18 protein-coding genes are annotated in these 26475 nt (G+C 70.2%); 15 read left to right on the forward strand and 3 right to left on the reverse strand.

Translation table 11 applies throughout. The annotated features are described in order from the left end of the window. Nucleotides 1-36 precede the first annotated feature (36 nt). Both H5T77_RS00385 and H5T77_RS00390 read right to left on the reverse strand, forming a co-directional pair. Nucleotides 37-1071, reverse strand: coding sequence for a LacI family DNA-binding transcriptional regulator (locus H5T77_RS00385; protein WP_292643828.1), 1035 nt, complete (start codon nucleotides 1069-1071; stop codon nucleotides 37-39). A 73-nt stretch (nucleotides 1072-1144) separates the two neighbouring features. Next, a complete protein-coding gene (locus H5T77_RS00390; protein ID WP_292643830.1) occupies nucleotides 1145-2191 on the reverse strand; it encodes a LacI family DNA-binding transcriptional regulator in 1047 nt (348 codons plus the stop codon). Nucleotides 2192-2327: 136 nt separating this feature from the next. Between H5T77_RS00390 and H5T77_RS00395 the strand changes: the two genes are divergently transcribed. The 11 genes from H5T77_RS00395 (at nucleotide 2328) to H5T77_RS00445 (ending at nucleotide 20275) form a co-directional block, all read left to right on the forward strand. Continuing rightward, nucleotides 2328-2666, forward strand: coding sequence for an L-rhamnose mutarotase (locus tag H5T77_RS00395; RefSeq protein WP_292643832.1), 339 nt, complete (start codon nucleotides 2328-2330; stop codon nucleotides 2664-2666). Nucleotides 2667-2989: 323 nt separating this feature from the next. After that, entirely contained in the window at nucleotides 2990-4159 is a 1170-nt protein-coding gene (gene rhaI, locus H5T77_RS00400) for an L-rhamnose isomerase (protein ID WP_292643834.1), read from the forward strand. Then, a complete protein-coding gene (locus tag H5T77_RS00405) occupies nucleotides 4156-6186 on the forward strand; it encodes a bifunctional aldolase/short-chain dehydrogenase (protein WP_292643836.1) in 2031 nt (676 codons plus the stop codon). Before rhaI ends, H5T77_RS00405 begins: the two co-directional genes overlap by 4 nt. Continuing rightward, complete coding sequence (locus H5T77_RS00410; protein WP_292643838.1) at nucleotides 6183-7670, forward strand: rhamnulokinase; 1488 nt, start codon at nucleotides 6183-6185, stop codon at nucleotides 7668-7670. The genes H5T77_RS00405 and H5T77_RS00410 overlap by 4 nt, the downstream gene beginning before the upstream one ends. 32 nt (nucleotides 7671-7702) lie before the next feature. Beyond that, a complete protein-coding gene (locus H5T77_RS00415; protein WP_292643840.1) occupies nucleotides 7703-10807 on the forward strand; it encodes a glycosyl hydrolase in 3105 nt (1034 codons plus the stop codon). Nucleotides 10808-10895: 88 nt separating this feature from the next. Continuing rightward, nucleotides 10896-11117, forward strand: a complete 222-nt coding sequence (locus H5T77_RS00420) for a response regulator transcription factor (RefSeq protein ID WP_292643842.1) — start codon at nucleotides 10896-10898, stop codon at nucleotides 11115-11117. Between the two features lie 45 nt (nucleotides 11118-11162). After that, nucleotides 11163-11951, forward strand: a complete 789-nt coding sequence (locus tag H5T77_RS00425; RefSeq protein ID WP_292643844.1) for a (Fe-S)-binding protein — start codon at nucleotides 11163-11165, stop codon at nucleotides 11949-11951. Then, complete coding sequence (locus H5T77_RS00430; RefSeq protein WP_292643847.1) at nucleotides 11948-13405, forward strand: lactate utilization protein B; 1458 nt, start codon at nucleotides 11948-11950, stop codon at nucleotides 13403-13405. The genes H5T77_RS00425 and H5T77_RS00430 overlap by 4 nt, the downstream gene beginning before the upstream one ends. Nucleotides 13406-13407: 2 nt before the next feature. Beyond that, nucleotides 13408-14025 (forward strand): LutC/YkgG family protein, encoded by a 618-nt coding sequence (locus tag H5T77_RS00435; protein WP_292643849.1) that lies wholly within the window; start codon nucleotides 13408-13410, stop codon nucleotides 14023-14025. A gap of 251 nt (nucleotides 14026-14276) precedes the next feature. Next, entirely contained in the window at nucleotides 14277-17441 is a 3165-nt protein-coding gene (locus H5T77_RS00440; RefSeq protein ID WP_292643851.1) for a family 78 glycoside hydrolase catalytic domain, read from the forward strand. A 59-nt stretch (nucleotides 17442-17500) separates the two neighbouring features. Continuing rightward, nucleotides 17501-20275, forward strand: a complete 2775-nt coding sequence (locus H5T77_RS00445) for a family 78 glycoside hydrolase catalytic domain (protein WP_292643853.1) — start codon at nucleotides 17501-17503, stop codon at nucleotides 20273-20275. A gap of 201 nt (nucleotides 20276-20476) precedes the next feature. Here H5T77_RS00445 and H5T77_RS00450 read toward each other — a convergent pair whose 3' ends face one another. Beyond that, nucleotides 20477-21229 carry a GAP family protein gene (locus H5T77_RS00450; protein ID WP_292643855.1) on the reverse strand — a complete coding sequence of 251 codons (753 nt, stop codon included), beginning with the start codon at nucleotides 21227-21229 and terminating at the stop codon, nucleotides 20477-20479. Between the two features lie 119 nt (nucleotides 21230-21348). Here H5T77_RS00450 and H5T77_RS00455 point away from each other — a divergent pair, with 119 nt between their 5' ends. The 4 genes from H5T77_RS00455 to H5T77_RS00470 all read left to right on the forward strand — a co-directional run bounded on the left by H5T77_RS00455 (nucleotide 21349) and on the right by H5T77_RS00470 (nucleotide 26375). Continuing rightward, nucleotides 21349-22653 (forward strand): sensor histidine kinase, encoded by a 1305-nt coding sequence (locus tag H5T77_RS00455; protein WP_292643856.1) that lies wholly within the window; start codon nucleotides 21349-21351, stop codon nucleotides 22651-22653. Beyond that, nucleotides 22650-23303: a response regulator gene (locus tag H5T77_RS00460; RefSeq protein WP_292643858.1), complete on the forward strand. Its 654-nt coding sequence runs from the start codon at nucleotides 22650-22652 to the stop codon at nucleotides 23301-23303. The genes H5T77_RS00455 and H5T77_RS00460 overlap by 4 nt, the downstream gene beginning before the upstream one ends. A gap of 122 nt (nucleotides 23304-23425) precedes the next feature. Then, nucleotides 23426-23851, forward strand: a complete 426-nt coding sequence (locus tag H5T77_RS00465) for a ribonuclease domain-containing protein (RefSeq protein WP_292643860.1) — start codon at nucleotides 23426-23428, stop codon at nucleotides 23849-23851. Between the two features lie 211 nt (nucleotides 23852-24062). Further along, nucleotides 24063-26375 (forward strand): transglycosylase domain-containing protein, encoded by a 2313-nt coding sequence (locus H5T77_RS00470; RefSeq protein ID WP_292643861.1) that lies wholly within the window; start codon nucleotides 24063-24065, stop codon nucleotides 26373-26375. The last annotated feature ends 100 nt before the right edge of the window (nucleotides 26376-26475 follow it).

Here is a 26475-nt window from a genome sequence, read left to right on the forward strand (position 1 = left end):
CCGATCGTTGGGACAGTTGCGCCGAGTCGAGCTGTGTCAGGAGCGTGGGGGAGTGCTCTCCCGCAGCACGACCTCGCCGTGGACGGACCGCTTGCGAAGCTCCGCCGAGGGCTCGCCGAGGACGAGCTCGAGCGCCAGCCGGCCGATGTCGGCCAGTGGAAGACGTACGGTGGTCAGCCCCGGGGTCACGTCGCGCAGCGTGGCGATGTCGTCGAAGCCGGCGACGGCCAGCTCAGGCCCCACCTCGATACCGGCCTGTCGGCAGGCGGCCAGGGCGCCGAGCGCCATGAGGTCGTTGACCGCGAAGACGCAGTCCACCTCTGAGCCGTTGTTCCGGCCGTTCTCGAGCAGCCGGGTCATCGCCCGGCGTCCGCCGTCGCGGCTGAACTCGTCGGAGACGTACGTCGGCGTCGAGCCGGTCGCCTCCAGCCACCCCTCCGCGAAGCCGGCGTGACGCTCGGCCGAGACCAGCAGGTCCGCGGGGCCGGTGAGCACCGCAGCGCGGCGGTAGCCGAGGCCGGCCAAGCGCTCGGCCAGCGCCTTGGCGCCGCCGTGGTTGTCGATCACCACGGTGTCGACCGGGAGACGCGGCTGGCTGATCGCGGCCGCCCGGCCGCCACCCTCCAGGTAGGACGTCAGCAGGTCGGCGACCTCGCTGGTGTGGCGTACGCCGGCCGTATCGCTTCCCGAGAGCACGATCGCGCGGCTGCGCTGGCGCCGCAGCGCGGCCAGGAACTTCTGTTCGCGCTCGGGCTGGCCGCCGGTGTTGCACAGCATCACCAGCAGGCCGTGCTTCTCGGCCTCGTCGGCCAGGCCGCCGGCGATGGTGGAGAAGTAGGGGTCGGAGATGTCCTTCACCAGGAGTCCGACCGTCTCGGTCGAGCCGCGTGCCATCGCCTGGGCGTTGGCGTTGGGCGTGTAGCCGAGCTTGTCCGCCGCCGCCAGGACGCGCTCCTGCAGCTCGGGGCGTACCACCCGGTCGCTCCCGTTCAGCGCGCGTGACGCGGTGGCCAGCGAGACCCCTGCCTCGCGGGCGACATCGCTCAGCGTCGCTGCGCGTTCTCCGGCCAACTGACTCTCCTTCGGCTTCCGCTCCTGGAGCCTAAGGCATCCGAGGAAGGCCTACGTCTGGCCGAGTCGGCGGTCAGGAGGACCGGCCGCGGGTGGAGGAACGGGCGACGAGCTCGGGGGTGAAGAGGACCTGCTCGTGCTGGTGGGCGGGGTTGCCGACCTCGTCGAGCAGCAGCTCGGCAGCTCGGCGGCCGAGGTCGTGACGGGGCTGACGCACGGAGGTGAGCGGCACGGCCGCGGCGGCGGCGAACTCGATGTCGTCGTAACCGACGATCGCGAGGTCGCCGGGAACGGTCCGGCCGCTGGAGATCGTCTGCTGGAGCAGTCCGAGCGCGATCAGGTCGTTGGCGCAGAACGCGGCGGTGGGACGGCGCCGGGCGGGCAGCCCGACAAGTCGCTCGCCGGCGGCACGACCACTGGCGACGGTCGGGGCCTCGCAGGAGAGCGTCACCAGGTCCTCGGGAGGGAGGCCGGCCTCGGCCCAGGCCTGCCGGGCGCCCTCGCCCCGGTCGCGGACCTGTCCGATCGACGCCGGCCCGCCGACGTACGCCACTCGCCGGTGCCCGACGTCGATGAGGTGCTCGACAGCGAGCCGCCCGCCGAGGACGTCGTCGACGGCGACCGAGCAGAAGGAGGAGCCCGCACGGGTGCGGTCGACGATGACGACCGGGGTGCCGCGCTCGATCAGCTGGTCGATCTGCGGATCGTCGGGGTCGACAGGGGTGATCAGGATGCCCTGGACCCGCTGTTGCTGCAGGTGAGCCAGGTGGGCGCCCTCGCGGGCCGAGCGGCCGTCGCTGTTGCAGAGGAACAGCGAGAGCCCCGCCGTCTCGGCGGCCAGCTCGATGCCACGGGCCACGTCGGTGAAGAACGGGTTGCCTGCGTCGAGCATGACGTAGGCCAGCGAATGGGTGCTGCCGGTGCGCAGCGACCGGGCGGACTCGTTGCGCACGAATCCGAGGTCGGCCATCGCGCGCTCCACCCGCTCGCGCGTGGTTCGGCTGACCCGATCGGGGCGGTTGAGCACGTTGGACACGGTGCCGAGGGAGACGCCGGCGGTGGCCGCGACATCCTTGACCGAGGCGCTGCGAGATGAGCCCGCAGCCGGGGTGATCGCCACCTGGGCTCCTTCCTGAAACGTTCAATCGCAGCATAGAGCCTGGCTGGCGCTGTGACGAGGAAGCGGGGCACGCCGATTGACCGATTCGGGCATGCTCACTAGCGTCCGTTCCTAAATCGTTTCATCGGAGGTCGTCATGGAGCGCGTCTGCTTCCAGCTGCAGGTCAAGCCCGAGCGCATCGAGGAGTACAAGCAGCGCCATGCCGCCGTCTGGCCCGACATGCTCCAGGCGCTCGCGGAGACCGGGTGGCACAACTACTCGCTGTTCCTCCGACCCGACGGGCTGCTCATCGGCTATGTCGAGACGCCCTCCATCGAGGCCGCCCAGGCTGGGATGGCGGCGACCGAGGTCAATGCCCGCTGGCAGGCGGAGATGGCGGAGTTCTTCGAGGACCTCGACGGCGTCGCGCCCGACGAGGGTTTCCTGCGCCTCGAGGAGGTCTTCCACCTCGAGGACCAGCTCGGGGACGCCTGACGCCGAAGCGTCCCTTCTTGACCCCGAGAAGTCGGTTCTTGACGCCGAGGGGTCAGTTCGTGACGTCGACGGGTCAGTTTCTGACCGCGTGGGGTCAGGTTTCTGACATCGAGGAGTCGATCCCTGTACGCGGAACGTGCCCCGCGGCCAGGAACTGACCTCTCGGGGCCAAGAACTGACGTCTCGCGGTCGGAAACTGACTTCTCGCGCGGTGGGCGCTGAAACGCAACGAACCCCACTGTCCTCTTGACGCACGTGACGTGCGCCACTAACGTCGGATCCGCGCTTTGAAACCTTTCAACCGCACACAGAGAGGCTCACCGATGACGACGTTCGACCAGATCTCGGGCGACCTGGCCGCTCTCGAGATCGAGGTCCCCTCATGGGCCTACGGAAACTCGGGGACCCGGTTCAAGGTCTTCGGCACCCCCGGAACTCCGCGCACCCCTGAGGAGAAGGTCGCCGACGCGGCCACCGTGCACCGTTTCACCGGCCTGGCGCCGAGCGTGGCGCTGCACATCCCGTGGGACCGGGTCGATGACTACGCGGCGCTGCGTAGCTATGCCGAGGACCAGGGGATCGCGCTCGGCACGATCAACTCCAACACCTTCCAGGACGACGACTACAAGCTCGGTGCACTGACCCACACCGACGCGAAGATCCGGCAGAAGGCGATCGACCATCACTTCGAGTGCATCGAGGTGATGGGAGCGACGGCCTCGCGAGACCTGAAGATCTGGCTCGCCGAGGGTTCCAACTACCCGGGCCAGGCCGACATGCGCGGCCGCCAGGACCGGCTCGCCGAGTCGTTGGCGACCATCTATGAGCGCATCGGTGAGGACCAGCGCCTGGTGCTGGAGTACAAGTTCTTCGAGCCGGCGTTCTACCACACCGACGTCCCGGACTGGGGCACGTCGTTCGCCCAGGTCAGTGCTCTCGGTGAGCGCGCGGTGGTCTGCCTCGACACCGGCCACCACGCACCCGGCACCAACATCGAGTTCATCGTGATGCAGCTGCTGCGGCTCGGGAAGCTCGGCTCCTTCGACTTCAACAGCCGCTTCTACGCCGACGACGACCTGATCGTCGGTGCGGCCGACCCGTTCCAGCTCTTCCGGATCATCGTCGAGGTGGTCCGTGGGGGCGGGTTCAAGCCGGTGGCCCAGGGCGGGGTCGCGTTCATGCTCGACCAGTGCCACAACATCGAGAAGAAGATCCCGGGCCAGATCCGGTCGGTGCTCAACGTCCAGGAGATGTCCGCGCGGGCGCTGCTGCTCGACACCGATGCACTCGCCGAGGCACAGAAGGACGGCGACGTACTCCTGGCCAACGAGATCTTCATGGACGCCTTCTACACAGACGTACGCGCCGATCTCGGCGGGTGGCGTGAGGACCGTGGCCTGGCCGCGGACCCGATGCGCGCCTACCTCGCCAGCGGCTACCAGGAACAGATCGAGACCGCCCGAGTCGGCGGCACACAGGCAGGATGGTCATGACCACGGCAGAAGAACTGATCGCGCGCTCGAACCGTCTCGGCGCCGACCCGAAGAACACCAACTACGCCGGCGGCAACACCTCCGCCAAGGGCATCGCGACCGACCCCGTGACCGGCGAGGACGTCGAGCTGCTCTGGGTGAAGGGCTCGGGCGGTGACCTGGGAACGCTCAAGGAGAGCGGCCTCGCCGTCCTCCGCCTGGACCGGATGCGTGCCCTCGTCGACGTATACCCGGGTGTCGAGCGCGAGGACGAGATGGTCGCCGCGTTCGACTACTGCCTGCACGGCAAGGGCGGCGCGGCGCCGTCGATCGACACTGCGATGCACGGGCTCGTGGACGCCGCCCACGTCGACCACCTCCACCCCGACTCCGGCATCGCGATCGCGACGGCCGCCGACGGCGAGAACCTCACCACGGAGATCTTCGGCGACCAGGTCGTCTGGGTGCCCTGGCGCCGCCCCGGTTTTCAGCTCGGCCTCGACATCGCCGAGATCAAGGCGAAGAACAGCCAGGCCGTCGGCTGCATCCTCGGAGGTCACGGCATCACCGCGTGGGGTGACACCTCCGAGGAGGCCGAGAAGAACTCGCTGTGGATCATCGATACGGCCGCGGCCTACATCGAGGAGCACAGCAAGGCGGAGCCGTTCGGTCCCGCACTCGACGGCTATCAGGCCCTGCCGGACGGGGAGCGGCGTACGAAGGCAGCTGCTCTCGCTCCCACGATCCGTGGCATCGCCTCGGCGGACCAGCCGATGGTCGGCCACTTCGACGACTCCGACGTGGTCCTCGACTTCCTCGCGAGCGAGGACCACCCGCGCTTGGCCGAGCTCGGCACCTCCTGCCCCGACCACTTCCTGCGTACCAAGGTCAAGCCGCTGGTCCTCGACCTTCCGGCCACGGCCTCCGTCGAGGAGAGCATCGCCAGGCTGAAGGAGCTCGCGGTCGGCTACCGCGAGGACTACCAGGCCTACTACGACCGGCACGCGGACCAGAACAGCCCCGCGATCCGCGGCAAGGACCCGCTCATCGTCCTGGTGCCCGGCGTCGGGATGTTCTCCTTCGGGAAGAACAAGCAGACCGCGCGCGTGGCGGGGGAGTTCTACCTCAACGCCATCAACGTGATGCGCGGCGCCGAGGGGCTCTCGAGGTACGCCCCGATCGAGGAGTCGGAGAAGTTCCGGATCGAGTACTGGGCGCTCGAGGAGGCCAAGCTCCAGCGGATGCCGGCGCCCAAGCCGCTCGCGACCCGGGTCGGCCTGGTCACGGGTGCGGCCTCCGGCATCGGCAAGGCGACCGCGAAGCGGCTCGCCGCCGAGGGCGCCTGTGTCGTGATCGCCGACCTCGACCTCGCCAAGGCCGAAGCGGCCGCAGCCGAGATCGGCGGCCCTGACGTCGCCGTCGGCCTCGCCGCCGACGTCTCCGACGAGGCGGCCGTGCAGGCGATGTTCGACGCGGCGGTGCTCGCCTTCGGCGGCGTCGACCTGGTCGTCAACAACGCCGGCCTGTCGCTGTCCAAGTCCCTGCTGGATACCACCGAGCGCGACTGGGACCTCCAGCACGACGTGATGGCCAAGGGCTCGTTCCTGGTCTCCAAGGCGGCCGCGAAGGTGCTGATCGAGCAGGAGATGGGCGGCGACATCGTCTACATCTCCTCGAAGAACTCGCTCTTCGCCGGTCCCAACAACGTCGCGTACGGCGCGGCCAAGGCCGACCAGGCACACCAGGTCCGCCTGCTGGCCGCCGAGCTCGGTGCGTACGGGATCAAGGTCAACGGCATCAACCCCGACGGTGTGGTCCAGGGCTCCGGCATCTTCGCCGGCGGCTGGGGCGCCAAGCGGGCCGAGGTCTACGGGGTCCCGGAGGAGGAGCTCGGCAAGTTCTACGCCCAGCGCACCCTGCTCAAGCGCGAGGTGCTGCCGGAGAACATCGCCAACGCCGTCTTCGTGCTCTGCGGCCCCGACCTGACCCACACCACCGGACTGCACGTGCCCGTCGACGCAGGCGTGGCCGCCGCCTTCTTGCGATGAGTCTGCTGAGTCCGCACCTCAGGGTCGCGGCGGTCGACCTGGGTGCCACCTCCGGCCGGGTGATGTCCGGCCGGATCGGTGGCGGCCGGGTCGAGATCGACGAGATGCACCGCTTCCCCAACGGTGCGGTACGTGTCCGCGGCTCGCTCTTCTGGGACGTGCTCGGCATCCACCGCGAGATGCTCACCGGCATCCGCGAGGTGGCCCGGACCGGCCCGCTGCACGGCATCGGGATCGACTCCTGGGCCATCGACCACGGGCTGCTGGATCACGACGGCCAGCTCCTCGGCCAGGTCTTCAGTCACCGCGACGCCCGCGTCGAGGGGGTCGCGGAGAAGGTCCTCGCCCAGATCGGGGCGGCCACGCTCTACGGCACCACCGGTATCCAGCAGCTCCCGTTCAACACGCTCTACCAGCTCGTCGCGGCCCGCGGCACCACCGTGCTCGACGCGGCCGAGACGATGCTGCTGCTGCCGGACCTGCTCGGCTACTGGCTCACCGGTGCGATCGGCGCGGAGCGCACCAACGCCTCGACCACCCAGCTCTACGACGTCCGTCAGGGCACCTGGGCGGTCGACCTGTGCCGGGAGCTCGGGCTTCCCGAGGGGGTCCTCCCGCCCCTTCGGGACCCGGGCTCTCTCCTCGGCCCGCTGCTGCCCGACGTGGCCCAGGACCTGGGCGTCTCCGGCGACGTGCCCGTGGTCGCGGTGGGCTCGCACGACACCGCCTCGGCGGTCGTCGGTGTCCCCGCGGAGGCCAGCGACTTCGCCTACATCTCGTCCGGGACCTGGTCGCTGGTCGGCCTCGAGCTCGACCGGCCGGTGCTGACCGAGGAGGCCCGGCTCGCCGACTTCACCAACGAGGTCGGCATCGACAAGACCATCCGGTTCCTCAAGAACGTGATGGGCCTGTGGGTCCTGTCCGAGTCGCTGCGCTCCTGGAGCGAGCGGCGCTACCAGGGCTCCGAGCTGGACCCGCTGCTCGCTGCCGCGGCCGAGCTCGAGCCGCTGCGTACGGTGGTCGACATCAACGACCCGCGGCTGCTCTCGCCGGGCACCGCGGCGGACCCGATGCCCGAGCGGATCGCCGCGCTGGCCGCGGAGGCCGGGGAGGCGATCCCGCACTCGCCGGCGGCGATCACCCGCTGCATCCTCGACAGCCTCGCCGTCGCCTACCGACGACACGTACGCACCGCGGCCGCCCTCGCGGGCACCTCGCCCGAGGTCGTCCACGTCGTCGGCGGCGGCTCGCAGAACCAGCTGCTCTGCCAGCTCACCGCCGACGCCTGCGGTCTGCCGGTCCTCGCCGGACCGGTCGAGGCGGCCGCGCTCGGCAACGTCCTGGTCCAGGGCCGCGCCCTCGGGGCCGACCTGCCCGACCTGCCCGCGATGCGCGACCTCGTCCGCCGCTCCTACGACGTACGCCGCTTCGAGCCGCGCGACGGCCTCGACTGGGCCGCCGCCGAGGCCCGGCTGCCGTCCTGACCATCGTCCGAAACCGCCCGGAAGGCCCCCACATGACCGACTCGCTCCCCGACCCCCGGCTCGACCGGCGTACGTTGTTCGGCGCTGCCGCGGCGACGCTCGGCGCCACTGCTGTCCTCGGCAGCCCCTTCGTGGTCTCCGCGGCGGCGGCCGCCCCCGGCTCGGCCGGCCCCGGCTCGGCCGGCCTGCCGGACCAGCTCGTCAAGGCGTTCCGCCGACCGGGCACGGCCACCGCGGCTGGTTTCCGCTGGTGGTGGCCGCACGGGCTGGTCGACCCGGCCGAGATCGTCCGCGAGGTCGACCAGGTCACCGACGCCGGCTTCGGGGTCCTCGAGATCGCCGACGTCACCCACAGCCTCCGCGCCCGTGGCATCGACATCGACGTCGCGACACACGGGTGGGGGACCGCTCCGTGGGTGGCCGGCGTCAAGGCCGCCCTCGCGCAGGCGGCCAAGCGGGACGTCCGTGTCGACGTGACGGTCGGGCCCTCGTGGCCGGCCGCGGTCCCGACGATCACACCGGACGACGAGGCGGCCTGCACCGAGCTGGTGCACGGCCAGGCGACGGTCGCCGCCGGGTCGACCTACGACGACGCCCTGCCCGAGCCGGTCGTGGAACCCGCGGCCGAGGCGACCCGCGCAGAGCTTGTGACCGTCCAGGCGCACCGGGTCACCGGCTACGTACGCGACCGCATCAACAACATCACCAGCACGATCCTCGACCCGGCCTCCTACCTCGACCTCAGCACAGACGTCGAGGGCGAGCACCTCACCTGGACCGCTCCGGCAGACCCGGCCGGCGCCACCTGGGTGCTGCTGGCGACCTGGCAGCGGGGCTCGGGTCAGGAGCCCGAGGCGGGTCCGCACACCTCGCCCCGCTCCTACGTCGTCGACCACTTCAATCGCCGCGGTGCCCAGAAGGTCATCGACCTGTGGCAGGACCGGGTGCTCGACGGTGAGCTGCGTACGCTGCTGCGCGCCGCGGGCGGCTACCTCTTCGAGGACTCGCTCGAGATCGAGACCGAGGCGACGGTCTGGACACGGGACCTGCTCGTCGAGTTCGAGGCGAAGCACGGCTACGACCTGCGGCCGTGGCTGCCGTACGTGCTGGAGAAGGAGGAGAAGTACCAGTTCTCGATCGCCGCCACCGACCCCGCGACGGCCGACGGACTGCGCACCAACGAGGTCCGCGACGACTTCAACATCGTGCTCTCCGACCTCTACCGCGACGAGCACCTGCGCCCGATGCAGGAGTTCGCCAAGACGCTCGGCATGGGGATCCGGATCCAGCCCTACGGCCTGGAGACCGACACGATGCAGCACTCCGCGGTGGTCGACGTGCCGGAGACGGAGTCGCTCGGCTTCAAGAACCTCGACGACTACCGGGTCATGGCCGCGGGCCGCGACCTGGCCGGCCACAAGGTCCTGTCCTGCGAGGCGATCTGCTACAACGGCGCCGCCTACAACACGACCTGGGGCGCGAACAGCACCAGCCCGACGGCCCAGAACCAGGCGCTCTTCACGATCAACAGCATCTTCGCCGCCGGCGTGAACCAGCTGATGATCCACGGCTTCCCCTACGCGAAGGCGCCCGACGTCACCTGGCCCGGCTTCGCCGCGTTCTCGCCGTACTACAACAACGCCATCGGCTTCGGTGAGGCGTGGGGCCCGCGCACGCCGCAGTGGCAGCACGTCCCGGGCATCGCCGCCTACCTCGCCCGTACGCAGCTGGTGCTCCAGACCGGCGCCCCGAAGTACGACATCGCGTTCTGGGGCCACAAGGGCTGGGCCTCGACCGGCGTAGGCCCGCATTGGATCACCAACAACGGCACCAAGCTCGGCTGGTCGCACTCCTTCGTCAGCGCCTCGCTGCTCGCGTTCGACGGCGTCGACGTCGCGAACGGCCGGTTGGCACCCCAGGGGCCGGCCTACAAGGCCGTCGTCGTCGGCCCTGACAAGCTGCGCAGCAACGCGTTCACGATGGAGATCGACGGCGCGAAGCGGCTGCTCGCTCTCGGCCGCAAGGGCCTGCCGATCGTGCTCATCGGCGACTGGTCCCAGGCGACCGCGGCCGGTCGCGACGACGCCGCGGCGACGGCCGAGGTCCGCTCGCTGATGGCCGAGGTCGGCGCGCTGGCCACCACCCGCACCGTCCCCGAGGCGGAGGTCGGCGACGCGCTGGCAGCCCTCGGCGTCGTACGCGACGTCGAGCACGCCGACTCCACGGTGATGCACGTGCGCCGCAGCGCGGGCAAGGTCGACCTCTACTACCTGGCCAACGCCCGGCACGCCGAGAACCGGCGGCTCAGCCCGGTGCAGCAGGACGTCTGGCTGACCGCCGCCGACCGTGCCGCCGTCCCGTGGCTCCTGGACGCGTGGACGGGGGAGATCACCCGGATCGCCGCCTACGAGCGCGCCGGCGACCGGGTTCGGGTCCGTGTCGACCTCGTTCCCGGTCAGTCCACCGTGGTCGCCCTCGCGGCCCCGGGCGCGGGCGTCGCCCGCTCCGTACTCCCCGTCGCCACCGCTGGTCAGACCGTGGTGGCGCGGGGCGCCAACGTCGCCCTGCGCACCACGACTGCCGGTGCGTTCGAGCTCGCCAAGGCCGACGGACGGACGGCGAATGTCGTCGTCGACCGCGTCCGCGAGCCCGTCGTGCCGCAGTCGTGGAGCCTCGAGCTCGAGGACTGGAAGCCCGCGAACCCGGTCGACCCGAAGGACCTCGCGACGACCAAGGCGACCACCACCCGCGACCTCGCCTCGCTCCAGGGCTGGTCGAAGATCTCCGGCTTCGAGGACGTCTCCGGAATCGGCCGCTACCGCACCAGCGTCGACCTCGGCACCGACTGGACCGCGGACGACGGCGCCTACCTGGAGCTCGGCGAGGTCAACGACACCTTCCGGGTGCGTGTGAACGGCGAGCTGCTGCCCGCGCTCGACCCGATGGACCCGGTCGTCGACCTCGGCCACGCCCTGGTGCCCGGCGCCAACACGATCGAGATCGAGGTGGCCTCGACGCTGCTCAACCGGCTGCGCACCGTCACCCCGTCGGTCTACGGCGTGGCGGCCAGACAGAGCTACGGGCTCGCCGGGCCCGTACGTCTGGTGCCCTACGTCGAGAAGGTGGTGACCGGATGAGCACGATGTCGTCCCGGGCACGAACCCGTCACGCACCCGCCCTCCGGTCCACCTACCAGTCGGCGTCATGCTGAGACAGGAGTGAACCGTGGCAGCCTCGGGCGATGCACGACCGTCCGCCTCGACCGACCTTCCGTCGGACGAGGTGGAGGTGCTGGCACTGTTCGCCCGGGGCTACACGATCGAGCGGATCGCGCGTGCGCTGGGGATCTCCGAGCGCACCGTACGGCGCCGGCTGCGGGCGGCCGCCGACTCGCTGGGGGCGGGGACGAGTGTGGAAGCGGTCGTGAGGGCCGTACGCACGGACTGATCTGAACCGGACTGATCTGAACTGAACTGGTCCTGAACTGATTTGATGAACGAGACTGAGACGAAGGAGGCATGCCGGATGCGAGTCGCGCTGATGGTCACGTGCATCAACGACGCGCTCTACCCGAGCACGGGCCAGGCCGTCGTACGCCTCCTGCGCCGGCTCGGCGTCGAGGTCGAGTTCCCGCAGGCGCAGACGTGCTGCGGACAGCCGATGGTCAACACCGGCTATCTGGACGAGGCGGTCCCGGTGCTGCGTACGTTCGTGGACGCCTTCGCCGGCTATGACGCCGTCGTCACCCCGTCCGGATCCTGCGCCGGGTCGGCACGTCACCAGCACTCGATCGTGGCCGGCCGCTCCGGCGACGAGGCCCTCCAGGAGGCCGTCGCGAAACTCGCGCCCAACGTCTACGAGCTCTCCGAGTTCCTCGTCGACGTTCTCGGCGTGACGGACGTCGGCGCCTACTACCCGCACCGGGTGACCTACCACCCGACCTGCCACTCGCTGCGGATGCTGGGCGTGGGGAACAGGCCGCAGCGGCTGCTGGAGGCGGTGCGGGGGATCCGGCTGGTCGACCTGCCCGGCGCCGATCAGTGCTGCGGCTTCGGCGGCACCTTCGCGGTCAAGAACGCCGACACCTCGATCGCGATGGGGGCCGACAAGGCGCGCCACATCCGGGAGACCGGCGCCGAGATCGTGGTCGCCGGCGACAACTCCTGCCTCACCCACATCGGCGGTGTGCTCTCCCGGCAGCGCTCCGGCGTACGCACGGTCCATCTCGCCGAGATCCTCGCCTCGACCGAGGACAGCGCTGTCGCGGAGGTGACCCGATGAGCGGGACATTCGTGGGGATGCCGGCCTTCCCGGAGGCCGCACGCGAGGCGCTGACCGACTCCCAGCTGCGTCACAACCTCGCCCACGCGACCAGCACCATCCGCGCCAAGCGGGCCAAGGTCGTCGCCGAGGTCCCCGACTGGGAGGAGCTGCGCCTGGCCGGTGCCGCGGTCAAGGAGCGTGCGCTGCTCGACCTCGAGACCCAGCTCGTACGCCTCGAGGAGACCCTCACAGCCAACGGCGCGACCGTCCACTGGGCGCGTGACGCCGCGGAGGCCAACGCGATCGTCGCCGGCATCGCGAAGGCCCACGCCGCGACGGAGGTCGTGAAGGTCAAGTCGATGGTGACCCAGGAGATCGGCCTCAACGAGGCGCTGGCCGAAGAGGGCATCGCGGCCTGGGAGACCGACCTGGCCGAGCTGATCGTGCAGCTCGGCGACGACCTGCCATCGCACATTCTCGTACCCGCGATCCACCGCAACCGAGCCGAGATCCGGGACATCTTCCGTTCCAAGATGGGGGCCGCTGGCCGACCGGCGCCCGACGATCTCACCGACGAGCCGGCCGTCCTCGCGGCCGCCGCCCGGGAGCATCTGCGCGAGAAGTTCCTGCGTGCCAAGGTCGGGGTCTCCGGCGCCAACTTCGCGGTGGCCGAGACCGGCACTCTCGTCGTGGTCGAGTCGGAGGGCAACGGCCGGATGTGCCTGACCCTGCCCGAGGTGCTCGTCTCGGTGGTCGGCATCGAGAAGGTCGTCTCCCGCTGGGAGGACCTCGACCCGATGCTCCGGCTCCTGCCGAGGTCCTCGACCGGCGAGCGGATGAACCCCTACACCTCGATGTGGAGCGGGATCGCCCCCGGCGACGGCCCCCAGGAGGTGCACGTCGTGCTCCTCGACAACGGCCGCACCCGTGCGCTCGCCGACGAGGTCGGCCGGCAGGCGCTGCGCTGCATCCGCTGCTCGGCCTGCCTCAACGTCTGCCCGGTCTACGAGCGCACCGGCGGCCATGCGTACGGCTCGGTCTACCCGGGCCCGATCGGCGCCATCCTCAACCCGCTGCTGAAGGGGGTCGGGCACGACGAGCAGACCGACTCGCTGCCCTATGCCTCGACGCTGTGCGGTGCCTGCTTCGAGGTCTGCCCGGTACGCATCGACATCCCCTCGGTCCTGGTCGACCAGCGCGCCCAGGTCGTCGACGCCCACCGCGGTGGGGTGCCGAAGCCGGAGGCGATGGCGATGAAGGGGGCGGCGTACGTCCTGGGGCGCTCGCGCCGCCTCTCCGCCGTCGAGCGTCTCACCGGTATCGGCATGCGTTTCGCACGCCGCTTCGGCCCCACCGCCTGGACCGGCGCCCGCGACCTGCCCGACGCGCCGGGGGAGAGCTTCCGCGACTGGTGGCTGCGCACCGATGGCGGGCGCACGGACGGCGGCCGCAACGATGACCAGAAAGGGTGACGATGCCTGACGCACGCACCGAGATCCTCGCCCGAGTCCGCGAAGCACTGGTCGGCTCGGCGATCGATCCTGTCCAGACCGTCGCCCCGCGGGCGGCCACCCCCGTCGCGACCCGTGAGCTCGTCGACCTCTTCGCCGAGCGGGTGGCCGACTATCGGGCCGTGGTCGAACGCTGCTCGGCCGAAGACCTCGAGGACCGGATCGCCGCCGCCCTCCCGGCCGGCCAGGTGATCGTCCCGCCCGGCTTGTCGCTCCGCGTCCCCGACGCGATCGTCGACGACGGCACCCTCACCGCCGCGGAGCTGGACCTGATCGCGGCGGTCGTCACCGAGGCCCGGGTCGGCATCGCCGAGACCGGCACGATCGTCCTCGACCACACCCCCGACCAGGGCCGCCGGGCCATCTCCCTGGTCCCCGACACCCACATCTGCATCGTCCGCGAGGACCAGGTGGTCGCCGACGTACCCGAGGCCATCGCCCTCCTCGACCCCGCCCGCCCCCAGACCTGGATCAGCGGCCCCTCGGCCACCAGCGACATCGAGCTCGACCGAGTCGAAGGCGTCCACGGCCCCCGCACCCTCCACGTCCTGATAACCCCACCCCGAGACGTCACTTCCTGACCGCGAGAGGTCAGTTCCTGACTCCGAGGCGTCAGGTTCTGATCGCGAGGGGTCGGTTTCTGAGTTCTCATACCGCCGTCAGAAGTCGACCTCTCGCGCTCGAGAATCGACCCTTCGTACCCAAGAACTGACGCCTCGGCGTCCGGAACAGTCGGCGTGGCCGGATCCGGCCATCACCCTTCCGGAGCATGTGACGAGCGCCATAGTCTTCGACAAGCAGTGAAACGTATCAATCACGCTCCGGAGGAAACATGAAGCTCCGTCTGGCCGCGATCGTCACCAGCGCCCTCGTCGTGTTGGCCCCAGTTCCGGCGGTTGCTGTCGACGGCGCGGCAGCCACCCACCTCACCGTCTCGCAGCTGTCCTCACCGCGGGACGTGGAGGACCTCACCTCGCCGCTGCTCGCCTGGCACGTTCCGTTCGCCGAGCAGAGCGCCTACCGCGTGCAAGTTGCCCGGATCGGCGAAGGAATCGGTGCCGCCGGGGTGTGGGACTCCGGTCGCGTCACGTCCTCGGCGAGCACCAACGTGCCGTATGCCGGCCCGGAGCTCGAGCCGGAACAGACTTATCGGTGGCGGGTACGCACGTGGGACGGGCGTGGCAAGGGATCCGACTGGTCGGCCGTCTCCACCTTCACCACCGGTCCTGGCCAGGAGTGGGGTCAGGCCCAGCCCATCTGGCTGGCGCCCGCCCGCACGACCACGTGGGGCGATGTCACCATCGACACCACCTTCCGGATCGCGACCCAGAACGCCACCATCGTCTTCCGGGCCAAGGACGCCAGCAACTACTACATGTGGCAGTTCCGCGGAGACGGGGTGAACACCTTTGCTCCCCACAAACGAGTCAACGGCACCTTCACCCAGCTGGCCTCGGTGCCGCTGCCGCAGGCGCTCGTCCGCGGGACGTCCTACCGGCTGCGTATCCAGGCTGACGGCTCGACCATCCGCACCTGGCTCGATGACACCCTCATCGACACCCGCACCCTCACCGACTTCACCGTCGGCACGGTGGGCTTCCGTACGGGCGGGTCCGAACGCAACGCCTGGGACGACCTCCGGGTCACCTCCACCTCCGGCGAGACCCTTTACGCCAACGACTTCTCCGCCACAAGCGACTTCGCCTGCGGCGCCGTGGCGGGCGGCTGGCTCGAGGTCGGCACGAACGCCAACTGCGTCTACGGCGTCGAATCGCAGGACTGGGCCTTCCTCCGGCACGAGTTCACCTTGCCGGACAAGCCGATCGCGGCCGCCACCTTCTATGCGACCGCGTCCTCGACCGCGCCGGGCAGGCAGTACGTCTACAAGGCGTGGCTCAACGGCGAGTTCGTCGGTCTCGGCCCGACCCAGCCGATCCGCGGCGAGGCCCGATACGACGGCTTCGACGTGACCGCCGCGCTGCGACCGGGAACCGACAATGCGATCGGGGTGCTCGGCTGGACGAGCAGCGACCGGCGTTTCCTCGGGCGGCTCATCGTGGAGTACGCCGACGGGACCCATGACGCGATCGTGAGCGGCCCCCAGTGGCGGACCCGTGCCGGCGCGAACGTCTTCCCTGCTGCCGGCAGCATCGGGACCGGCTACTTCGCGGCGCCGAAGGAGAACCTGCAGTCCGCCGAGTGGCCGGAGGGCTTCGCGGAGCCCGGCTTTGACGACTCCACATGGCGCGTTGCAGCGGTACGCCCGGCCTTCGACGACCTCCGCGCCGCCCCGACGGCCAAGGTGGAGCAGCAGTTGAGGGCGCCCGTCAGTGCCGTGGAGAAAGCACCCGGCCACTACTTCATCGACTACGGACGTACCTGGATCGGCGGTCTCTCCATGGACCTCGACGGCAAGGCGGGACAGGTGCTCGACCTCCGATTCGGCGAAGAGCTGTCCGCACCCCAGACGGTGCGGTTCGCCATGCGCACGGGCAACACCTACCAGGACAAGTGGACGTTGCGCGCTGGAGAGCAGCACCTGGAGACCTGGGGAATGCGAGTCTTCCGCTACGTCGAGGTCATCGGCGCCCCGACGGGGTTGGGCGCCGAAGACTTCCCCGCTCTTGCGCAGGTTTATCCCTTCGACACCGACGAGGCAATCTTCGATTCGGCCGACGAAGGCCTTAACCGCGTGTGGGCGCTGTCGCGGGACACGATCGAGGCCACCAACCACAACCTCTACGTCGACTCCTGGACCCGGGAGCGCGACGCCTACGAGGCCGACAGCTACCTGCAGATGATGGCCAACTTCTTCGTCTCCAGCGACCCCACGTTGGGGAACTACTCCCTGGAGTACCTCCTCACCGACCGTACGTGGCCGACGGAGTGGCCGATGTACACGATCTTGGCGTTCCATGACTCCTGGCAGCAGACCGGTGACACCGCCGCGCTCGCGCGCAACTACGCCACGCTGCAGGACAAGCTGCCCCTGGAGTGGGTGGAACCGTCCACCGGACTCATTCGCAAGAACAGCGGATCCAACGGTGCCAACTCCTGTACCGACTGCGACATCGTCGACTGGCCCGCGTCCGAGCGTGACGGCTACGTCTTCCGCCCCTACAACACCGTCATCAACGCGATCGGGCACCGGTCGTTCCGTGACATGGCGGAGATCGCGACGGCGCTGGGCCACGACGCCGACGCGGCGACGTACACCGCCATCGCCGACCGACTTCGGAACGCGGCCAACGGCAGGCTGTGGGACCCGGCCAAGGGCGCGTTCCGCGACGGTCTCAACGCCGACGGCACCCCGATCCAGCACTGGGCGATCCAGGCGAGCGTCTTCGCCACGGCGTTCGGGCTTGCCCGAGGTGAGGTCGCGCAACGGGCCGCGGACTACATCGGCACCCGTGGCATGGCCTGCAGCGTCTACTGCGCCGCTTTCGTCCTCGAGGCCCTCTACGACGGCGACAGGGGCGACGTCGCGCACCGGATGCTGACGAGCACGGTCCTGCGCAGCTGGCTCAACATGATCGAGAAGGGAGCCGGCGCCACCGCCGAGGCCTGGGACACCTCGCTGAAGTCCAACATGACCTGGTCCCACCCCTGGGCGGCGTCTCCGGCCTACAACGTGCCTCAAGGCATGTTCGGCATCGAGCCTCTGGTGCCTGGCTACGAGGAGTTCCGTGTGCGGCCCCAGCCCGCTGGGGTCACCCGGGCACACGTCACTCTGCCGACTCTCCGCGGACGCATCGGTGCGGCGTACGCCACGACCGCACGCGGCATCGACGTCGGCGTGAGTGTGCCGGGCAACTCTCGGGCCGAGGTCCTCGTGCCTTCACAGTCCGGAGACCAGGTGTTCCTCGACGGGCGTCCGGTGCCCGCGACGCGTGAGGGCTCCTATCTCGTGGTCCAAGACGTGCCTTCCGGATGCCACGTGATCAGCACGAGCTCCGGCCAGAGTCCGGAGCTCGAGCGCCTTCGCGCCGTCTGCTGAACCCCAAAGGCTGTGGCCGGATCCGGCCACAGAAACGTATCAACTCACTCGGAGGACCCATGAAGCTCCGTCTGGCCGCGATCGTCACCAGCGCCCTCGTCGTCACCAGCCTTGCGGCGGCCGTGACCCCGACCGGGGCGGCGACCGCGAACACCGCACCTGCCGCCCCTGCCGCTCTGACCGTCGACGACCTCACCCACCCGCTCAACACGGATCTGACGCCACGGTTCGGCTGGCTGCCTCAGGACAGCGACGCCAACGAGGTGCAGTCCGCCTACAAGATCGAGGTACGCGACGCTGCCGGCGAGCTCGTCTGGGACTCCGACAAGGTGTCCTCGGCGCAGCAGGCCTACGTCGACTACGCCGGCGAGACCCTCACACCCGGCAGCCGCTACACGTGGCGGGTCAGGACCTGGGACCGCGGCAAGCTGCCGTCGCGCTGGTCGCCCAGTGCCGCCTTCGAGACCGGTCTCGACGACACCGACTGGGGCGGCGCCAGCTGGATCCGGCGCCCACCGGGCACCGCGGAGAACCCGGCCCAGGAGCGCGACGAGTGGACCCTGGCACGCACCGAGGTCGAGGTCCCGGCGGGCAAGATCGTCAGCGCCCGCAGCTACCTGTCGGCCAGCCACACCGCCGAGCTCTACCTCGGCGGCGAGCAGGCCGACCGGATGAGCAACTTCGGCTACCCGAGCGAGGGCTACTACCAGGCCGCGGACGTCACCGACCTGGTCACACCGGGGGAGACCCTCTCCCTCGGCGTAAAGCTGCACTGGTTCAGCGGCGGCCAGGGCCGCGCCGCGGGCATCCCCGGCGTACTCCTGAAGCTCGACCTCACCTACGCCGACGGCCAGACGACCACGATCGTCACCGACGGCTCGTGGAAGGTCCGCCGTGCTCCGTACGTCATCGTCGGCACCCGCAACGGCGAGGGTCTCTGGATCGAGCACCTCGACGGCCAGGCCGCCCAGGCGATCGGCGACTGGACCGAGCGAGGCTATGACGATTCGCAGTGGTCCGATGCCGTGGTGGTCGGCGCTCACCCGGTGGCGCCGTTCACCCGCCTCGAAGGCCAGCAGACAAGGCTCGAGGAGACCGTCGTCCGCCCCGAGCGCATGCTCCGAGCCGACGACGGCACCCCGGTCGCCGACTTCGGCACGATCATCCCGGCCCGACCCGGCGTGCACTTCGAGAACGGTACGGCCGGGCGGCAGGTCATGATCCGGGCCGGCTACGAGCTCGCCGACACCGGCCGGGTCTCGACGACCGGCCTCTCGACGCAGAGCACCAACATGTCCTTCCCCTACACCCAGGCCGCGGGGGAGCAGGACTATCTGGCCGTCGGCCACCTGGGCTTCCGCTACCTCGAGATCCCGGGCGCCGGCGAGGAGATCACCGCCGAGGACGTGACCGCCACGGTCGTCCACTCCGCCTACGACAAGGACGGCGCGGCGACGTTCGAGAGCTCCGACGCCACCCTCGACGACGTCTGGGACCTGATGGACCGCTCGCTGCGCTACTCGGTCCAGGAGACCTTCGTCGACACCCCGACCCGTGAGCAGGGCCAGTTCCTGCACGACACCGCCAACATCTCGATCGGCCTGATGTCCTCCCAGCGCGAGCGCGTCGCCTCCCGCCAGGCCATCCGGGAGTTCCTGCTCGGCCAGGAGCGCTACTGGACCACCGGAAACGACGCCGGCCGCTACAACGCGGTCTACCCCAACGGCGACGGCAAGCGCGACATCCCCGACTTCACCGAGGTCGTCCCGGACTGGATCTGGCGCTACTACCTCGAGACCGGCGACAAGGCCGTCCTCGAGGACACCTACGACAACCTCACCGCCACCGCCGACTACATCCGTCGCCACATCGCCACCAGCGGCCCGACCCAGGGCCTGGTCACCAACCTCTCCGGTGGCTCCGGCCAGTACCGCTACGGCATCGTCGACTGGCCCGCCCACGGCCGCTTCGGCTACGACATGAGCACCGCCGCCAGGACCACGGTCAACGCCCTCGGCGTCGACGTCCTGCGCAAGGTCGCGCTGGCCGGTGAGGAGCTGGGCCGGCCGGCCGCCGAGGTCGCCGCGCTGCGCTCCGACGCCGACGCGCTCGCTGCGCGGATGAACCAGAAGCTGCGCAAGACCGACGGGACCTACGTCGACGGCCTCCTCGCCGACGGCACCCAGTCGGCCCACGCGGGACAGCACGCGACCTCGTACGCGGTCACCTTCGGCATCGCTCCGAAGCAGGACGTCCCCGCGCTCGGTGAGCGGCTCGCCTCCCAGGGGATGAAGCAGGGGCCGATGACCGCGCACGTGCTGCTCGAGGCCCTGGCCGACGCAGACGCCGGCGACGGCGTGCTGAACCTGCTCACCAACGAGGACGACTACGGCTGGGCCGGCTGGCTCGCGAGCGGTGGCACCTTCACCCCCGAGGCCTGGGAGCTCAGCGGCTCGGCCAACAGCGCCTCCCACGGCTGGGGTTCGCGAGGGATCCTCGACATCACCGAGTCGGTCCTCGGGATCCGCACCACCGCCCCGGGAGCGGCCGAGGTCGAGATCAGCGTCCCGGCCACCGGCCTGACCCACGCCAAGGGCTCGGTCGCGACGCAGCGTGGCCGGGTCGCGTCCGCCTGGACCCGCGGCGAGGACGGCATCGCCCTCCAGACCACGGTCCCGGTCAACGTCACCGCGGTCGTACGCCTCCCCGAAGGCTCCTACCTGGCCACCGGGCCCGGCGGGGCGGCCCCGGAGAGCCTCGGCACCGAGAACGGCATCACCTCGTACCGGATCGGCTCCGGTGAGTGGACCTTCGAGACCGGGGGACGACCGTGAACCGGCAGCGCCGGTGACGCGTACGTACGCCTGATCAACGACACCGGCACCTCGATCAGGGTCTCTCGCCTCGAGGTGAGCAGCGACCGGTTCCGGGCCCGACCAGCGGGCTCGGAATCGGTCGACCCGGAGATGGACGTCGACTTCGACTTGCCCTCTACGAATTCCTTCCGCTCCACTGCGGCTGGGAGCGAGCCACGCTCAGCCGAAGAGCGGACCGAGCGCGGCCCGGGCGAGCAGGAACCCGACGATGCCAACCGCCCACGCCGTCGCGCTCGCGGCGTGCTTGACCAGCCAGGCATCGAGGATGGCCAGCGGTCGCTCCACCAGCGGAGCGGCGAAGACGCGGGCGGCGGTGAGCAAGAGCGCCGGAGCGATCATCACGGCGCAGTAGCCGACCACCCACAGCCCCGACACCGGCCAGCCCGGCCCCTGGGTCCCGATGATCCCGATCGCAGCGAGATAGGGGAGCATCGAGGCCGCCTCGACCAGCCCGGCGAGCACCGCAAGCCCCGCGAGCGCAGAGGCCGAGCCGGACTCCGAGGCGACCGCCCGCTCGCGCCAGCGGAGCAGGCGGGCCGGGACCTGCGGCTCGTCGGTTCTCCCCTTCCCCGACCTGGGCGGATCCAGCTTGAAGCTCCAAGCGAACAGTGCGACCCCCACGAGCAGCTGCCCCCACAGGAACGGTCGCGAGCTGCTCACGCCTGCGAGCGTGTCGGCGACGGCCGAGCCGCCCAGCAGGATCGCGATGCCGAGGAGCGCGTAGAACCCGGCGATCGCGCCCAGGTAGACCAGGATCCGGCCCGGCCGCACCCGGCCGGGCGCCATCAGCAGCCACACCGGGATCAGCAGCGTGCCGAAGCTGGTCGAGTCGATCAGCGCCAGCACCGCCAGGGCGACGTACGTCGCGGTGCCACCGAGGTCGCCGGTCAGTGGGCCGAGATCGATGTCCATGCCCCTGAGGTTCGCGCACCGCCCGCGTCGCGCGCGTCGGCCGAACCGGTGATCCTTCCGCGCGGGGATACATCCTTCGGATGACCCCGGGGACGCGGCGTACGTGCTGAGATGGTGTCGTGGACCGCCCGACCGTGCTGCAGCAGCTGCCCGCGGCGCTTCTCGGCGGTGGCACGAGCCTGCGCGCCGGGGACCGCCGGCTGGCCTGGGTCGACGCCGTGGTCGTCCTCCTCGCCGGTCTCGCGCTGCACGCCCTGGGGCAGGTCGGGGGCGTACGCGGCCTGCACCCCTTCGGCATCGACCTGGACAGCATGCCGACCTGGTGGCACCTCGTCCCGCTGACTCTCGCGGCCGGGGCGCTCGTGCTCAAGCGGCGCCGACCGCTCGCGGTCCTGGCCGTCGTCGCGCTGTGCTTCGGGGGAGACGTGCTGGTCGGGGGCAGCGTCGCGATGATCGTGGCGCTCTGGGACGCGCTCTTCGCCGCCCAGCTGTACGGCTCGCCGGTGGCACGACGCATCAGCACCGTGACCGTCGGGATGGCCATCGCGGCCGCGGTCGTCGCCTCCGCCGCGGCCACCTCCGACCCCCGCACCCCCGCCGTGCTCGCGCTCACCCTCTTCGCGATCGTCGTCACTCCGATGTGGTGGGGCAGCAACGTACGCCAGGGCAGCGAGCTCGCCGACGCCGCCGATGACAGGGCCCGGCTCGAACGGGAACGCAGCGCCGCGCTGCTGCGCCTGGCCGAGGCCGAACGGCACGACGCGGTCCGCGCCGAGCGCTCCGCGGTTGCCCGGGACCTGCACGACGTCGTCGCCTCGCACCTGTCCGCCATCGCGCTGACCTCGGGTGCGGCGCTGGCCGGTGAGCGTGACCCGGAGCGGGACCGGGCGGCGTTGCGGTTGGTACGGGCGGAGAGCCTGGCCTCGCTGAACGACATGCAGGCGATGATCCGTGTCCTGCGCTCCGACGGCCATCCCGGCGACGCCGAGGAGCTCACCGCTGCCTCTCGTGCCGCCAACCTCGGCCCGGTCCTGGAGCAGGCGCGCCTGGCAGGTCTGCCGCTACGGGTCGAGGACCCCGCCGGGCTTCTCGACGGCGCCGATCTCGCGCTGCCGGTCGCGGTCGACCACGCCGTCTACCGGATCGTGCGCGAGTCATTGACCAACGTGCTCAAGCACGGCGGCGGCACCACGACGCTCCGACTGACTCCGGGAGACGCCCTCGAGATCGAGGTGACCGATGCCGGTGGCGCGAAGGAGCCCGAGGCCGGGACCGGCACCGGTCTGGTGTCGATGCGCGAACGTGCCGAAGCGCTCGGCGGCACGTTCGAGGCGGGCCCTCACGGCCCCGGCTGGCGGGTCCGAGCGATCCTGCCGCTACCGGCGTACGCCGGTGGCCCAACGGACGGAGGAGCGAGCGCATGATCCGGGTCCTGCTCGCCGACGACCACGCCGCCATCCGCGCGGGCCTGCGCATGCTGCTCGCCACCGCCGGCGACATCGAGGTGGTGGGGGAGGCGGCCGACGGCGCGACGGCGGTCGCCAACGCGAGAGCTCTGCGCCCCGATGTCGTGCTGATGGACGTACGCATGCCCGGCACCGACGGCGTGACCGCGACCAGGCAGGTCGTGGACGAGGGGCTCGCCGACGTACTCGTGCTCACCACCTTCGACCTGGACGAGTACGTCTTCGGAGCCCTCCGCGCCGGCGCGGCGGGGTTCCTGCTCAAGTCGGCAGAGGCGTCCGACCTGGTCGACGCGGTCCGCCACGTCGCTGCGGGCGATGGCGTGGTCGCCCCGGAGGTGACCCGCCGGGTGCTCGCCGAGCTCGCCGGCGCGCCGGACCGATCCGGCCCGGCGGCCACACCCGGCGCACCGCTTCCCGCTGACCTCACGCCCCGGGAGAGGGACGTGCTCGCGGCCCTGGGGCAGGGCCTGTCCAACGCCGACATCGCCCAGCGGCTGGTGATCTCCGAGGCGACCACGAAGACCCACGTGTCCCGTGTCCTGACGAAGCTCGGGGTCGCCTCGCGGGTCCAGGCGGCGATCGTCGCCCGTGAGGCGGGCATCGTCTGAGACGCGCTCATCACCGGAGCTGATCTCCCAGAGTTCACCGGTTCGTGACCTTCGGGCTCCCCCATCCGGGCGACCCATGTAGCAGGATTACCGGGGTCCGTAACGCACACTCAGGAGGATTCATGTCCGGGAAGAACCGCTCCGTGCTCACGATGATCAAGCTGCTCCTCGCAGCTCTCGTCGCCACCACCGGCCTGCTCGCCGGCAGCGTCGCGCTGGCGCCCGCCGCTCAGGCCGACTGGTACGAGAGCTGCACCCACAAGGGCTGCGCCGAGGCCCTCGAGTCCAACCGGGTCTGGGCCTCGCTCGGCTACCCGTCCAACCGGGGCTGGCACACCTGGCCGCCGACCGGGACATGCAACTTCTCCGGCGGCACGTACCGGAACTACGAGGGCGAGCTGCCCTCTGGCCACGCTTACCTCGAGTTCGACGTGACCCCCCGCGAGTGTGGCGCGCAGCGCCAGTCCTACCGGCTCGTGGTGGACACCACAACGCGTGATGTCTACTTCACCCCCGACCACTACAGCACCTTCTACCGTCTGGTCTGAATCCTCGGGTAAACGGGCCTCTGACCTGGGCAGACACGGCGTCGCCGGCCCAGGTCAGCGGCCCGTTCGTACGTCCGCGGAACCCTGAGGCCAGGCTGTGACCAGGCTGTGGGCCGGCTGAGACACCCCGGAAACCGGGTCGAGGATCGCGAAGTGCCTGGGAGCCGGCCATACTCTAGGAACGCTTGTGACCGTGGGGGAAGGGAACATCTTGAGCTGGCAGGACAATCCGCCTTATACACCCGTTCCGACGCCGACGCCGAAGAAGGCGCGGGGGAAGAAGGTCTTGAAGACCTTCTTCGTCGTGATCCTGGTGGGTGCGCTGATCAGCGCCCTGGGCGTGATCGTGGCCTACAACGCCATCCAGATCCCCAGCGCCAACGCGGCCTACGAGAAGGAGACCTCCTTCGTCTACTACCGCGGCGGCAAGGACGAGCTCGGGCGTTACATCGCCGACTCGCAGGACCGCGACTCGCTTCCCTATGAGGAGATCCCGCAGCTGATGCGGGATGCCGCGGTCGCCGCCGAGGACCGTACGTTCTGGGACAACAGCGGCATCGACGTCAAGGGCATCCTGCGCGCGGTGGTCAACAACAACACCGGCGGCGCCCAGTCCGGTGCCTCGACGATCACCCAGCAGTACGTCAAGAACCTCTACCTCACCCAGGAGCGCACCTACACCCGAAAGGTGAAGGAGGCGATCATCTCGTTGAAGATCAGCCGGCAGAAGTCCAAGGAGGACATCCTGGCGGGCTACCTCAACACCATCTACTTCGGCCGCGGCGCCTACGGCGTCGAGGCCGCCTCGAACGCCTACTTCGGCAAGCCGGCCGCGGACATCAACCTCCGTGAGGCCGCCACGCTGGCCGCGATCCTCAACGACCCCAACGACCTGGACCCGAGCAACGGCGAGGAGGCGGTCACCGAGCTGGAGGGCCGCTACCGCTACGTGATCAACTCGATGGTCAAGATGGGCATGGCCGACGAGGCCGAGGGCGAGAAGGCCAAGGAGTCGCTGCCGAAGTTCAAGAAGCCGCGCTCCGACAGCCGCTACGGCGGCCAGAAGGGGCATGCGCTCAAGATGGTCCGCGACGAGCTCCTGCGTCTCGAGGACGAGCAGGGCAACCCGCTGGTGAGCGAGGACGAGATCAACGGTGGCGGGCTGCGGATCACCACCACGCTGACCAGGAAGACGATGAAGACCGCCGAGGAGGCGGTCGAGGACGTGCGCCCCGACGACAAGAAGGCCTTCGACCCGGGCAACGAGATGGACGAGCTCCACGTCGGCGCGGCGACGGTCGATGTGAAGAGCGGCGCGCTGCGTGGCTTCTACGGCGGCCAGGACTACCTCGACTCGCAGATCAACTGGGCTTCCAGCGGAGCCACCATGGCCGGCTCGACGATGAAACCGTTCACGCTCGCTGCCGCGCTGAAGGCGGGCTACTCGCTCAAGGACACCTGGAACGGCAACTCGCCGATGGAGTTCCCCGGCGGCGTGAGAATCCGCAACTCGGGTCAGAGCGCCGCCGACCCGTACGGCCACAGCTACGGCTCCAACGTGAGCAGCCTCCAGGCGATGGAGGACTCGATCAACACCGCCTTCGTCGAGATGTCCGACTCGCTGCCCAACGGCAGCAAGGACGTCTACGACATGGCCGTACGCTCCGGAATCCCGCGGGGGGACCGCATCGACCCTTCCTACCCGGGCATCCCGACGAAGTCAGGCGCGGACATGGAGCCCGACAACTTCCTGCTCACCCTGGGCAACGCCACGGTCAGCCCGGTCAACATGGCCAACGCCTACGCCACCATCGCCAACGGCGGCATGCACAACGACGTCCATGTCGTCTCCAAGGTCGTCGACGCCGACGGCACCGTCATCTACGAGCGCGACGACAAGGGCAGCAGCAAGCGGGCGATGGACGAGGACATCGCGGCCGACACGTCCTACTCGCTCCAGCAAGTCGTCTCCAGCGGCACCGGCCAGGCGGCCAACGCCGTCGTCCAGCCGGCCGGCGGCAAGACCGGAACGGCGACCAACGACAAGGACGAGGTCTCCTCGGCCTGGTTCGTCGGCTATACCCCGCAGCTCTCCACCGCTGTCGCCTACAGCCGCGGCAAGGGCAGCGGCGCCCTCGACGGCTGGCTCGACACCTTCTTCGGCGCGGACTACCCGGCCGACACCTGGGTCGCGATCATGGGCGCGCTGACCGACGAGCTCGAGCGCGAGGAGTTCCCGCCCCCGGCCTGGCTCGACGGCGACGCTCCGGAGGAGGGTCACGCCCCCTACGTCCCGCCCGCGCCCGACCCCGAGCCCACGAGGGAGCCGGAGCCGACGAAGAAGCCGGAGCCCTCCAAGGAGCCCACGCCCACGCCGACGCCGACTCCGACTCCGACGCCTACGCCGACTCCGACGCAGACCGAACCACCCGACCCGGAGCTGCCGCCGACCGAGCCGTCTGATCCGGAGGAGACCGACGACGGCGGGCCGCCGAACCCGCCGGGTCCGCGCCGGGACGGCTGATCCGATCTGGCAGACCGAGATCGAGGTACGGGAGCGGTCGTGAGCAGGGCAGCCGAGGGGACCTCATTTCCCTCGGCTTTGCCTGACACGGTTAGATAGA

It is taken from the genome of Nocardioides sp., assembly GCF_014360585.1.
Classification (GTDB): domain Bacteria; phylum Actinomycetota; class Actinomycetes; order Propionibacteriales; family Nocardioidaceae; genus Nocardioides.